12 protein-coding genes and 1 tRNA gene are annotated in these 12,972 nt (G+C 33.4%); 6 read left to right on the plus strand and 7 right to left on the minus strand.

Annotation, left to right across the window (positions count from 1 at the left end; translation table 11 throughout):
• Nucleotides 1-2: 2 nt before the first annotated feature.
• The 5 genes from ftsA (at nucleotide 3) to FAF07_RS11325 (ending at nucleotide 5,589) form a co-directional block, all read left to right on the plus strand.
• On the plus strand, nucleotides 3-1,310 hold the full coding sequence (gene ftsA, locus FAF07_RS11305) for a cell division protein FtsA (RefSeq protein ID WP_142785207.1): 1,308 nt from the start codon (nucleotides 3-5) through the stop codon (nucleotides 1,308-1,310).
• A gap of 65 nt (nucleotides 1,311-1,375) precedes the next feature.
• The gene (gene ftsZ / locus FAF07_RS11310) at nucleotides 1,376-3,352 is read left to right on the plus strand and encodes a cell division protein FtsZ (protein ID WP_142785208.1); all 1,977 of its coding nucleotides are present in this window, start codon (nucleotides 1,376-1,378) and stop codon (nucleotides 3,350-3,352) included.
• A gap of 138 nt (nucleotides 3,353-3,490) precedes the next feature.
• Nucleotides 3,491-3,940, plus strand: a complete 450-nt coding sequence (locus FAF07_RS11315; RefSeq protein ID WP_142785209.1) for a GatB/YqeY domain-containing protein — start codon at nucleotides 3,491-3,493, stop codon at nucleotides 3,938-3,940.
• Between the two features lie 74 nt (nucleotides 3,941-4,014).
• Nucleotides 4,015-4,088: transfer RNA gene (locus FAF07_RS11320), tRNA-Arg, on the plus strand.
• 229 nt (nucleotides 4,089-4,317) lie between these two features.
• Entirely contained in the window at nucleotides 4,318-5,589 is a 1,272-nt protein-coding gene (locus FAF07_RS11325; protein WP_142785210.1) for a site-specific integrase, read from the plus strand.
• A 433-nt stretch (nucleotides 5,590-6,022) separates the two neighbouring features.
• On the opposite strand, the gene FAF07_RS11330 is transcribed toward FAF07_RS11325, so the two are convergent.
• The 6 genes from FAF07_RS11330 to FAF07_RS11355 all read right to left on the minus strand — a co-directional run bounded on the left by FAF07_RS11330 (nucleotide 6,023) and on the right by FAF07_RS11355 (nucleotide 10,399).
• Nucleotides 6,023-6,307: an addiction module antidote protein gene (locus FAF07_RS11330; protein ID WP_142785211.1), complete on the minus strand. Its 285-nt coding sequence runs from the start codon at nucleotides 6,305-6,307 to the stop codon at nucleotides 6,023-6,025.
• Nucleotides 6,308-6,310: 3 nt separating this feature from the next.
• Nucleotides 6,311-6,610, minus strand: coding sequence for a type II toxin-antitoxin system RelE/ParE family toxin (locus FAF07_RS11335; protein WP_142785212.1), 300 nt, complete (start codon nucleotides 6,608-6,610; stop codon nucleotides 6,311-6,313).
• 252 nt (nucleotides 6,611-6,862) lie between these two features.
• Nucleotides 6,863-7,735 (minus strand): TolB-like translocation protein, encoded by an 873-nt coding sequence (locus tag FAF07_RS11340; RefSeq protein ID WP_142785213.1) that lies wholly within the window; start codon nucleotides 7,733-7,735, stop codon nucleotides 6,863-6,865.
• Nucleotides 7,736-7,833: 98 nt separating this feature from the next.
• A complete protein-coding gene (locus tag FAF07_RS11345; protein WP_142785214.1) occupies nucleotides 7,834-8,625 on the minus strand; it encodes an alpha/beta hydrolase in 792 nt (263 codons plus the stop codon).
• Between the two features lie 152 nt (nucleotides 8,626-8,777).
• Nucleotides 8,778-9,458 carry a LytR/AlgR family response regulator transcription factor gene (locus tag FAF07_RS11350; RefSeq protein WP_142785215.1) on the minus strand — a complete coding sequence of 227 codons (681 nt, stop codon included), beginning with the start codon at nucleotides 9,456-9,458 and terminating at the stop codon, nucleotides 8,778-8,780.
• Nucleotides 9,455-10,399 (minus strand): sensor histidine kinase, encoded by a 945-nt coding sequence (locus tag FAF07_RS11355; protein WP_185956427.1) that lies wholly within the window; start codon nucleotides 10,397-10,399, stop codon nucleotides 9,455-9,457. Before FAF07_RS11355 ends, FAF07_RS11350 begins: the two co-directional genes overlap by 4 nt.
• Before the next feature lie 477 nt (nucleotides 10,400-10,876).
• Here FAF07_RS11355 and FAF07_RS11360 point away from each other — a divergent pair, with 477 nt between their 5' ends.
• The gene (locus tag FAF07_RS11360; RefSeq protein WP_142785217.1) at nucleotides 10,877-11,344 is read left to right on the plus strand and encodes an IS110 family transposase; all 468 of its coding nucleotides are present in this window, start codon (nucleotides 10,877-10,879) and stop codon (nucleotides 11,342-11,344) included.
• A gap of 95 nt (nucleotides 11,345-11,439) precedes the next feature.
• Here FAF07_RS11360 and FAF07_RS11365 read toward each other — a convergent pair whose 3' ends face one another.
• Entirely contained in the window at nucleotides 11,440-12,735 is a 1,296-nt protein-coding gene (locus FAF07_RS11365) for an IS4 family transposase (protein WP_142783871.1), read from the minus strand.
• Between the last annotated feature and the right edge of the window lie 237 nt (nucleotides 12,736-12,972).

The following is a 12,972-nucleotide window of genomic DNA, read 5'->3' on the forward strand; positions in this document are numbered from 1 at the left end:
GAATGGAGCATAATATATCAGTAGGGCTAGACATTGGAACCACAAAGATTGTGGCCATGATCGGTCGTAAAAACGAGTACGGGAAAGTAGAAATTTTAGGTATTGGTAAATCCAAAAGTTTGGGGGTACACAGGGGTGTTGTAAATAATATTACGCAAACCATTCAATCTATTCAACAGGCTATTCAAGAGGCTGAAGCTGCCGCTGAAATAAAAATAGATGGCGTTACCGTGGGTATAGCGGGTCAGCATATTCGCAGTTTGCAACATAGCGATTATATCACCAGAGCAAACTCCGAAATCGTTATTGATGAAGAAGATATAGATAGATTAATCAATCAAGTGCATAAGCTGGTCATGCTTCCGGGTGAAGAAATTATTCACGTTTTACCACAAGAATATAAAGTAGATGGTCAAGCAGAAATAAAAGAACCTATAGGCATGTATGGCGGCCGTTTGGAAGCTAATTTCCATGTGGTTGTTGGGCAAGTATCCTCTATAAGAAATATAGGGCGCTGTGTACAAAGTGCTGGTTTAACCTTAGAAGGGATCACATTAGAACCTCTAGCTTCAGCGAATGCCGTATTAAGTCAGGAAGAAAAAGAAGCTGGTGTTGCACTAATTGATATAGGTGGTGGAACTACAGATTTGGCCATTTTTAGAGACGGCATTATTCGTCACACAGCAGTTATTCCTTTTGGTGGTAATGTCATTACCGAGGACATTAAGGAAGGCTGTTCCATAATAGAAAAGCAAGCAGAACTTTTAAAAATAAAATTTGGATCGGCATGGCCCGGAGAAAACAAAGATAACGAGATTGTCTCTATTCCAGGGCTAAGGGGCAGAGAGCCAAAAGAAATCACCCTCAAAAACCTTTCAAAAATAATTCATGCTCGTGTTGTTGAAATTGTCGAGCAAGTTTATGTTGAGATCAAGAATTACGGACACGAAGAGCAAAAAAAGAAACTTATTGCAGGCATTGTATTAACCGGTGGTGGTAGCCAGTTAAAACACTTAAAACAGTTGGTAGAATATATAACGGGAATGGATACAAGAATAGGCTATCCTAATGAACATTTAGCTGGTGATAGCGATGACGATGTTACAAGTCCCTTATATGCCACAGCTGTCGGATTGGTTTTAGACGGATTGAAAAGGCAGGAGAGAAAGAAAATTGAGCAAGAAGAGCAAGTTAATGAAGATGAATCGTCTGTTGAAGAAGATATTAAAGATAAACCAGTAAAGGAACGGCGTTCTTTTCTAGATAAATTAACCGAACGCGTTAAAGATTTTCTAGACAACGCAGAGTAACGAAAAGAGCAAGAAATCCATTGAATAAAAATAGTAAGTACAAAACCCCAGAAAAAACAGAATTTATGAGCAGCAAGAAAGAATTCGAAAGTATCGCCTTTGATTTACCTAAAAATCAATCAAATGTTATTAAGGTTATTGGTGTTGGCGGTGGTGGCAGTAATGCCATAAACCACATGTTCCAACAAGGCATCAAGGGCGTAGATTTTTACGTTTGTAATACAGATGCACAAGCCCTTCAAAATAGTGGCGTTCCCAATAAAATCCAGTTAGGTCTAAATTTAACTGAAGGATTGGGAGCCGGCGCAAACCCAGATATTGGGGAACAATCAGCAGTTGAAAGTTTTGATGATATCTCTCAAATGTTAGATACCAATACAAAAATGGTATTTATAACGGCAGGAATGGGTGGAGGTACCGGTACAGGTGCAGCACCAATTATTGCTAAAATGGCTAAAGATTTAGACATCCTAACTGTAGGTATTGTAACGATGCCATTTCAGTTTGAGGGCAAAATGCGTATAGAACAATCTCAAAAAGGGATTGAAAAATTAAGAAATGTAGTGGATTCCCTAATCGTTATAAATAATAACAAACTTCGTGAAGTTTACGGAAACCTTGGTTTTAAAGCTGGGTTTTCTAAAGCAGATGAAGTGCTATCTACCGCTGCTCGTGGTATTGCCGAAGTTATTACACATCACTACACGCAAAATATAGATTTACGCGATGCCAAAACGGTATTGAGTAATAGTGGTACAGCCATCATGGGATCTGCATTGGCTTCAGGTCAAACCCGCGCGCAAGATGCCATTCGAAAAGCCCTCGATTCACCTTTATTAAATGATAATAAAATTACAGGTGCTAAAAATGTATTGTTACTTATTGTATCTGGTTCTCACGAAATTACTATTGATGAAATCGGGGAGATTAATGATCATATTCAAAATGAAGCAGGCCATGGTGCAAATATCATTATGGGTGTTGGTGAAGATGAATCTTTGGAAGAATCTATTGCAGTAACTATTATAGCTACTGGGTTTAATATCGAACAGCAAGATGAAATTTCGAATACTGAAACCAAAAAAGTGGTGCACTCTTTAAGTGAAGAGAAAGAATTAGATACTATAGAAAAAGAACCTATAATTATCGCACCAATTATAGAATTAGAAGAAAAGAAAGAAACACCCATTGTTAGGCATACCTTAGATTTAGACTTGGAAGAGCCTAAACCAAAACAAGAGGCTCCTAAATCTCAAGTGCAGAGGGATACTGAAGATTTTAATATTATACCAACCTCCGATATTATTAGAGATATCAATGTGGTTTACGATGAGGTTTCAGCTAATATAGAAGAAGATGAAGATTTTATAATTAAGCCGATAACCAGAATGTCAAGTGATCTTGAAGATATTGGTAGCGTAGAAGTGGTGTCAGATTATATTGAAGAAGAACAACAAATCACGCTAACGTTCGATATGCCACTATCGTTCGGTCAGCAAGAATCTATTAAAGAAGACGATACGATTTCTCATAACCTTACAGACGATGTAAAGAAAATTCCGGTTAATGATTACGTAGAATTAATCCCAGTAAACGAAACCAATGAAAAAGGTGATATTAGATATGCGTTAGATGATTATAACGAATTAGAGTCATCAATGAATAAGAAGTCTGCTAGTGGTAACGACACTATTGAAGAATTAGAGGAAGAAATTGTTTTCGAAAAAAAGATTTTAGAAGACGTGAAAACGGATGATTTATCTAGTGAAGAAGTAGATCCCATGAACAGTCCAATATCAGAGCTTTTAAAAGAACGTGCAGAAGAGCGCAGACGTAAAATGAAGGATTTTAATTATAAATTCAATAATGCCAAAATTGATGATATTGAAAAGGTGCCAGCTTACAGGCGTCAAGGCGTTAATTTGGAAGATGCGAAACACTCATCAGAGAATGATATGTCTAGGACCAGCATTGGTTTTGATGATAATGATGATATACAACTAAGAAGTAATAATTCGTTTTTACACGACAATGTAGATTAATAGCGTACCGAACTTACTTACTTATTATCCGAAAAACGTCCCTCTGTTTTTCGGTTTTTTTTGTGAATTAAAGGCTTTAATTAGGTAAAGGCGACTATCTTTTTTTTATCTTCGCATCAAGTTAATTTTTCAGAAACTATGAGTTTACAAGCAGATATAATGACGGCGCTTAAAACAGCTATGAAAGCTAAGGATCAAGTGGCTCTAACCGCTTTAAGAGCTGTGAAATCGGCTATTTTATTGGCGCAAACTGAAAGTGGTGCAAAGGAAGAATTATCAGAAGAACAGGAGCTTAAAATACTTCAAAAACAAGTCAAGCAACGCAAGGATAGTGCTGCCATTTACTTAGAACAAGGACGAGAAGATTTAGCTGCGCCTGAATTAGCTGAAGCAGAAGTTATCAGTCAATTTTTGCCAGAAGCTTTAAGTGATGAAGCAATCGAAAAAGTAGTTGTTAAGATCATAGAACAAGTTGGTGCAGAAGGCATGAAAGATATGGGTAAGGTTATGGGAATAGTTAGTCAGGAGCTTGCAGGACGAGCAGACGGAAAAACCATCTCTAATATTGTAAGATCTAAATTAACATAATATTTATTTTGGTGTTTAATAGTACGATACACGCCAAAAATTAATTTTGAATACTGAATACTGAATACTGAAATGGCTGCGTAGTTCAACTGGATAGAATATCAGATTTCGGCTCTGAGGGTTGGGGGTTCGAATCCCTTCGCGGTCACTAAAGCTAAAGTTATTTAGTATCAAAACCATGTAATTTTTATTAATTACATGGTTTTTAGGTTTTTATGAGTATATTGGATTATATAGCAATTGGTTTAAAATGGTAGCTATCCGTCAGTTAATTTTTGAAGTGAAAGTGCAACTGACACTTTGAAAATTTCTAACGAATAATATATAGTTGATTTGACTTTCGTCTAAAAATGTTTAACAATTTAAAGACGACAACTATGCGTACAACAAACACATTCTCCATCCTTTTTTGGGTAGACCAAAAAAAGGCAATCTTTAACTATGCTCTAATCTATGTTAGAGTAACAGTAAATAGTAGACGAGTAAACATTAGCACAAAAAGAAAAGTGCCTCTCGAAATTTGGGATGCTAAAAAGAAAAAAGCTATTGGTAATACCTTTGAAGCTAGACAAATCAATTTGTATTTAGACCAAGTTCACTCGCAAATTTTTCAATGCTATCAAGATTTAATATTTAAGAATAAATTAGTAACCGCCAAGTTAATAAAGGCGAATTATGTTGGAGAGGGTGAAAATGTAAAGACCCTTCAAAATATTATAGATTACCATACCAAAAAAGCTGAAAGTACTCTAGCATTAGGAACTATTAGAAACTTTTCCGTTACAGAAAAGTACATTAAAAGATTTCTAAATAAAATCATTAAAACTTCAGATATTTATCTTAATCAATTGGACTACAGGTTTATTTGCGATTTTGAACACTTTTTGCACACTTATTGGCCAAAAGGACATCAAAATGCCATGAGCCATAATACGGTTATGAAACATATTCAACGCTTCCGTAAAATGGTAACTCTGGCATTTCATTTGGAATGGATAGAAAAAGATCCTTTCATTCGTTGGAAACCAACTTTTGAAAAAAGAGAAAGGGAGTTTCTTTCTGCTAATGAACTTTCAAATTTAGAAACGTATAAGTTTCCAATCGAACGATTAGAAAGAGTAAGAGATTTATTTGTGTTTAGTTGTTATACGGGGATTAGTTATGCTGATATCATAGCTTTAACCGAATCTAATATTATGATTGGTATCGATGGGTTAAATTGGATCATGACTAAACGGCAAAAAACCAATACGCCAGTAAAAGTGCCTATACTAGATGCCGCCCAAGAACTTATTAATAAATATAGTAATCACCCTATGACATGTATTTCAGAAACTTTGTTTCCAGTAATTTCAAATGCAAAATTGAATTTGTATTTAAAGGAAATTGCTGATGCTTGTGGCATAAAAAAGAACCTTACCTTCCATATGGCACGACATACATTTGCGACAACGGTTACATTAACCAATGGTGTTCCTATTGAAACTGTATCAAAACTATTAGGGCACACCAGAATAGCAACTACACAAATATATGCCAAGGTCATAGAAAGAAAAGTAAGTGAGGATATGCAATTTCTTAAATCTAAGCTTATAGCCGATAAGAATAATTTAAAATCAAACAAGTTTTTTAATGAAAAGCACTCTTAAAAGAAAAGTTCAAAATTGTAACCAAAAATTAATCCATATTATAAATAAAATAAACAGCCAAGTTGTTGGGGTTTAATATTTTGCTAAAAATATTACTATTTCCCACAATAAGATTGTTAAATTTGATTCTTAACCATATAACGACAGATTCAAAATCCATCATTAGTAATTGGTTTCTATCGAAACCATTTATAAAATCCATAAAAATAGATGTTGGTTATCAGTACTTTAAGATACGTATTATATAGGTTTTATTAGTATTTTTTATGAGGAAGTTTTTGCGCAGTCTGACGGTCTTGTATATGGAAAGTTGCGGGTTTGTGTGCGAGGATTTTCCGAAGGAAAATCAGACGTAGCAAACGTGCAACGACCTTTGATTTAGCACAACACCAGCAATTTTTTATAGGACACTGTGTTGTGGTGCGTTATTTTTTCAAGCTGACATTGGATTCACTTGAATTTGTCCTCCGATTGCTTTTAATACTTTCATAATTGTCGCAAATTGAGGTTTCGCTCCATCAGATAATGCTTTGTATAAACTCGGTCTGCTTAATCCGGTTTCCTCCGCAATTTTTGTCATTCCGATTGCTTTCGCAATATGTCCGATTGCATTAATTATATCCGCATTATTTCCCTCTTCCAAAACAGTATTGAGATATTCCGCAATCATTTCTTTGCTGTCTAAATAATCTGCTATTTCAAATCTTGAAGTTCCCATTTTCTATTTATTTAATTTTTTCCAAATTTCTTTCGCTTTTGCAATGTCTTTTTGCTGAGTAGATTTATCTCCACCAATAAGCAATACAATTACTTTTCCGTCTTTTTCTTTAAAGTAAACTCTGTAGCCTTTCGCAAAATTTATTCGCATTTCCCGAATTCCGTCGCCAACTGTTTTACAATCGCCAAAATGTTCGTCAGTTTCTAATTTTTGAATTCTGAACAAAATTTTCGCCTTTGCTTTAAAGTCTTTTAGCTTTCTTAGCCATTTGTCAAATTCATTTGTTTTCTCAATAAAGAACATAAATATTGTATCTACTTGGATACAAAGTTAAGAAAAATATTTGAATAAATTCAGTTCAGATTGAGTTTTTAGCAGAGTGAGTTTTAAAATGGTTGGCAACGTGTCCGTGTATGGTTTGTTGCGTGGTTTGGTAACTAATTTAGTAAATAATTACCGACCAAGAAAATCCGCGAGGATTTTCGCAAGTAAGTAAAAAGCCAGCAATAAATTATACGGTGTTACCAAACGTTTGTATAGTCATTATTCGATTTACTATTTGAGCCTGAGTGCTTCAATAAACCCAGCATCTACCCACATTAGTTTCTTGCCATTGGCATGAAACCGTGTAAAGAAAAAGTATTTCCCATCTGATGTCACACTGCCATAACCATCTGGGAGTTCTGTATTTATCTTATTCCCTAAATTAATTGCAGCGCCCCATGAACCATCTTCATGACGAAAACTAATATACATATCATTATTACCATATCCGCCTTCTCCTTCTCGGGCATCCCAGATCAAATAGGATTCATCCGGAGCTACGAATGGGTGGAATTTCCTTGTTCCAATATCAATGTCAAATGTTCTCGGTTTTTCACGTATGCCGTCTATTAATCGTGAATAACGAATAGTTCCTACTGCAGATGACTTATCATAAAAGGGTGACGAATCAAAATAGTAAGTCCCTTTAAATGAAGTCGTAAGGCGCATAATGGGAATAGAATCAAACGGTTCGCCAAGGCTTTTCACCTCTGACCAACCAGAACTGGTTCGCTCTCTATACTCGTTTCCTATGTGCATAATCTTACCGTCAGGAGAAATCTCGTCTTTGGGTACCACAAAAGACTCGGTCCATAGATTATCTTTATATTGAAAGGCAATCAACGAATGATTTTTTAATTCCTCATCAGATCTGCGGAAATAAATTTCTTCTATATCGGGTGAAAAAGGGGTGTCTAGTTCACTGTGCGCTGTCGAAATAATACGGGGATCAAAAATTTCAGGAATCGAGCCTGGTGATTTTTGTCCAAAATATGGGCTTACTATAGTTGGTAAATCACCAGCTGTTGTATTCTGTTTTTTTGTATTGCAGGCATTTAAAAATTGCATCAATGCAAGCATCAAAATAAAATATGCTTTTTTCATTTGTTTAAATTTTCTTAAGTGTTGGCAACATTGAATTTAAAAATGTTTGATAACATTCCTACTTCGTTGTATTTGCTAAAAATAAATAGCTTTCACCATTACTCCCCTTCTTTAAGCAAGCTGGCTAACCAATACATACTCCGGATTGCAGTCATAGGCATTGCTGTTTGATGGTTACCTTCAACCACAATATTTTGTAAGGTTAAACTCTCATCGTTTATGCTTTTAAGCATGGTAATAAATTTTTCGAAATGAGGGATATCTTCCCCCTCCAATATGCCATATGAAATAAAAACATTTGCGTTCAGTTTTTTTCGCTCTTCAGCTGTAGTAGACTCAATTTCATAAATTTTCTGTATAACTTCATGATCAACTCCAAGAGCTGGACTACCAAGAATGAAATTTTTAAAGGTATTGGGGTGTTTGGTTAATATGTAAGCACCAACTAAAGCACCAGCGGAATATCCAAAATAGGTACGTCTGTTAGCATCAGCCCGGTAGTTGCTTTCTACCATCTTAAAGGCATCGTTACTAAGAAAGTTCACATAACTGTCCAAATTCCCAAAGTTTATTCCTTTTGACCAGGTAAGCCCAACTATAATAACGTCTTCTATCAGAATTTCAGAGACTGCAGATAATATCTCGATATGTTCTTTCGGAAAAGTAAAATAGATTACAGGGTATTCTAAATCTGTGTTTTTTTCATATCCTTTCGGTAGTTTTATGTAAAGTGTATTTAGTGTATCTGTTTCAGAATTACTGACCTGGATGACCTGAGTTCTGGGCATTTCATATGCCTTTGCTGTATTATCATTTGCAATACTTTCTTGAGCATAGACTGTGTTAAGAGATAAAACACATATCAATATTAATAATTTCGTTGTTTTCATGTTTTCTGTTTTCGTTAATGCATTTAATTTCACCTTATTCTGTTGTAGAACGATTTTACTATCATTTTATATTTCAAAAATGAAACTATATGGGCAGTAACTAAATTTTAATCTATGAAAGTGTATTGTTAATCTATGAAAGTAAAATTTAGTTATTCTTTTAAGGAATCTAGGACATATGCTTTGAGCGTTTTGCCAATAGGGATTTTTAATTCGTCACTTAAATAAATAAGATTGCCATATACTTTTTTGATCTTATTTATATTGACAATGTATGATCTATGTGGTTGTAAAAAATTAAACCCTTTTAATTTCTCATTCCAGTTTCTTAATGAGTCCAAGATGAGATATTCTCTTTTATTTGTAGCAATATTAATATAATCGGCTTCGCCTTTTATGAACAATATATCTTCAATTTGAATATTAAAGAATGTTTTATCGGTGTAGACAAACACATTCTTTTTTGATTCATTTCTTTCTAGGGCTGCTTGATTTCTGATTCTATCTACTGCTTTAAAGAAGCGTTCGTACGAAAAAGGTTTGACTAAATAGTCAGTAACAGCTTCTTCAAAGGCCTCTATTGCGTAATTAGGATATGCGGTGGTTATAATTACCTTGGGAGGGTTTTTAAGTGTTTTCAAAAATGCAAGTCCACTTAATTCTGGTAATTGAATGTCTAAGAATAATAAATCTGTATTTTGAAGTGATGACAATGGAATATGCAGCCCACTTTCATACACACCTTTAGATGAAAGAAACGGTGTTTTTTCTATATATTTTTGCAAAACCCGCTGTGCCGGTTTCTCATCTTCTAAAACAATACATTTAATCATAATTTAATATGTAAATCTATCTTAAATTTATTATTTGAATGATCAATTATTAATTGATGGCTTTTTGGAAATAGTAATTCCAACCGTTTTTTTGTATTCTTAATACCAATTCCGCTTTCTACCCAATCCGAATCTATTTCTTTATCAGTATTTTCTACATAAGGATTTTCACAATTAAATATAAAATCATTCTTTAAAAGCCTTATTTTTATATTTAAATTATGATTTATCCCGGTCATCATGCTTGAATATTTGAAGGCATTCTCAACAAAAGAAATAAGTAAAAGAGGTGGTATTAATTGATCATAATTGTCTATACTTTCTTTCCAATTTACATTTACTTTATTAGACAATCGCTCTTGCTGAAGATTGATATAGTCTTTTAAATGACGTACTTCTTTTTCTAAAGGAACTTTATTTTTTTGTCCTTCGTTTAAAACATATCTAAAATTATCAGCTAGCTTTAAAATCAACTCAGGTGTTTTCTCTTCTTTATCTAAAGCACTAGCATAAATGGTATTTAATGTATTAAATAAAAAGTGCGGATTAATTTGCCCTTTTAGCAATCTCAATTGAGCCTTTTGTTCCTTACCTGATATTTCGTTAATCTCTTGCTGTTTTTTATACAACTGTTTTATAGAAAATAACGCAAAAAATACCAGTCCAAATACTCCATCACTAATAAATCGAGTTGCATTCTTAATGATAGTCCTTTTATCTAAGGAAAAACCATTTTCTGGATGAAAAAAGTTATCTATATACATGTAAAGAACTATATTGAATACCACCAATAAGGAAAGGAGAATAAAATGATACCATTTTTGTTTAATTTTAAAAAACCACAGATATAGTATATATGCTGGTATCATATTAAAAATAAGCTCAGCTATATCGTGCCAAATACTATCTTTATACTCAAATCCCATTGTTAGGGATAGCATTCTAGGATATATAAGAATTATACTCCAGAAAAGGATGTGTATAAGGGGTTCATACCTTAAAACTTTTTGATAGGTTTTATTCATTTAACTTTATAAATGTAATTTACACAACAAATTTGATTAATTATTATTTGCTTATAAAAAAAATTCTATGAAAGTATTTAAAAAATCTTTAAACGTGATGTTGGCCTTGAGACTAAATCTTACTTTCAAATTGGTAGTAATTTACTATAAATGATTACAGATCATAGGATTTTCTAGCTATCAGTTACAGAAACAGGAAAGTGACACCATGAGAGCATCTTTTTATTGAATCAATTTGACCCCAAATAAAACTAAATAAAATGAAAACCCATCATTTAAGTTTTTATAATGTTTGGTAACGTTTTTGTATAAGAATAGCCCTTATGTTTGTAGTAGTCAATACGAAGTTTAGTATTTATCTTTCTATTTTAAAGAACTAAAGATAGGACAATTATGGAAAAGGCATTTACAAAGTTAGATTATAGCGGACAAAATATTTATATTGGATTGGATACGCATTTAAAGAATTGGAAAGCTACCATACGAGTAGGCGATACCTTTTATAAGTCTTTCTCACAGGACCCAGAAGCTGTTATTTTATCAAAATATTTACATAAACACTTTCCTGGGGGTAATTATTACTCGGCTTATGAGGCTAGTTTTAGTGGCTTTAAAGCGCATCGTGAATTAACCAAATTAGGTATTTACAATATTGTGGTCAACCCAGCAGACATACCAACGACAGATAAAGAGCGTAAACAAAAGGAAGACGCAAGAGATAGTCGAAAAATAGCTGAGCAATTGGCGGCATCAAATTTAGTGGGGATACACATTCCGGATATTGAGATAGAGGGCGATCGTTCACTACTGAGGTTCCGTAAAACATTGACCAAAGAAATTGCCAGGAACAAAGTTGCGTGATTTAAGCACTAAAGTTAGTAAATAAATCACAGATAGAAAGTCCGTGAGGGCTTTCGTAAATAGGCGAGAACCCAATGTCATTAAGTTAAGGTTTTTCAAATGCTATCTTTCTGATTTTTAGTTATTTTTGGTTTGGTTCTAGTTCTATATTTAGCCAAATCTCTTTTAAATGACCGATTAGGTCTTATAGGAACCATGTTTTCCATAAATAGCTGTTTGAGTTCATTCAGCGGTTCTTCTATTGAGCTTTCGGTAAAAAATAATTCTACAACTCTATTTTTTAAAAAACCATAGGAGAGGTTTTTGTTAATTTTGTAATCTAATCTTCTTTGTTTATTCTTTTCTGCTATTTCATCTTCTAACTCACTGACAATTAGTCTTTGTATGTTACTAATAAATAGAGCTGCGTAAAAATCTTGTAGAATACTTTGTTTAGAGTATCCAGAAAAATGTTCTACTTTCAGTTTGTTTTTTAACTCGTCATAAAATGTTTCTACATTCCATCGTTTGTAATAAAGTGATTTAAATATGCTGTTGGGATAACTTTTAATATCGTACAAAGAGGTCATTAATATTTCAACCTGCCCTTTTGGTAGTTCTACTCTGATAAGCCTTACTTTGATAGGTTTTGATTTATCTAAACCTTTATCTGATTGTTTTATGTATATACCAGGACTTATGGTTACTATTTGAGACTTTTTTTTGCTTTTTTCAAAATTGATAATAAGTTTGCTAAAGCCTATCTGCACACGTATTACATAATCCAAATTATTGGTAATGTGATATTTGATAAAATCATATGATGGATATCCTCTATCGTAGAGTATTAAATCACCTTGCTTACAATGGGTTAAATGTGAGAGTGCCATAGCGCGTTCGCCTTGACTTACTGGCGCTAGTTCACCATCTATAACATAATTGTTTTCCAGATCATATAAAACAGAACATCTTGCTTGTACGATACTCGTTGTGGTATGGTTTTTTGTTTCCCCAAAATATGACTTTAGTTCTTTTGTTAGTGGTAAAGTAACCCGAGAACCATCTACTGCCAACAGTCTAAATCCTTTCCAAGTTTTAATAGCGCACTCATTATCTGTATAAAACTCTTCTATTAAAGTATGTGAAAGATGTTTAAATACTATAGGGCTTATTTTCTTTCGCGCTTGTACAAAAGCACTTTTGGTAAACTTTTGGGTTGGACTTATTTTTAAAAAACTTAAAAAATTTTCTAATTCAAGGGATAAACTTTTACGTAGCATATTCAACATAAGTAGTAAGATAGTAGAAAATTCTTGTTTTCGTTTACGTGTAAAGTCCTTTTCTGAAATTCTAAATTCAGTTTTTAATGTGTCATTGAATAATTCTGCTTTTAATTTCTTAAAAATTAAAATAGTAGTTTTTTTTCATCTTTATAATTGGTTGATTACCAATTAAATATACGAATAAATTTACAAAAAAACAAATTTAAACTACTGTGAATCAACTAATTAACACCTTAACTTAATGACATTGGGCTAGAACTAGCAATTAATTTTATACGGTGTTGAACGAATCCTCCCTACCGGTCGGAAGCCCATCTCCGAGTCTTCGAAGGGGAGTTCTTTTGTAAATATAATAGATTTATTAAT

Source organism: Changchengzhania lutea, assembly GCF_006974145.1.
Taxonomy (GTDB): domain Bacteria; phylum Bacteroidota; class Bacteroidia; order Flavobacteriales; family Flavobacteriaceae; genus Changchengzhania; species Changchengzhania lutea.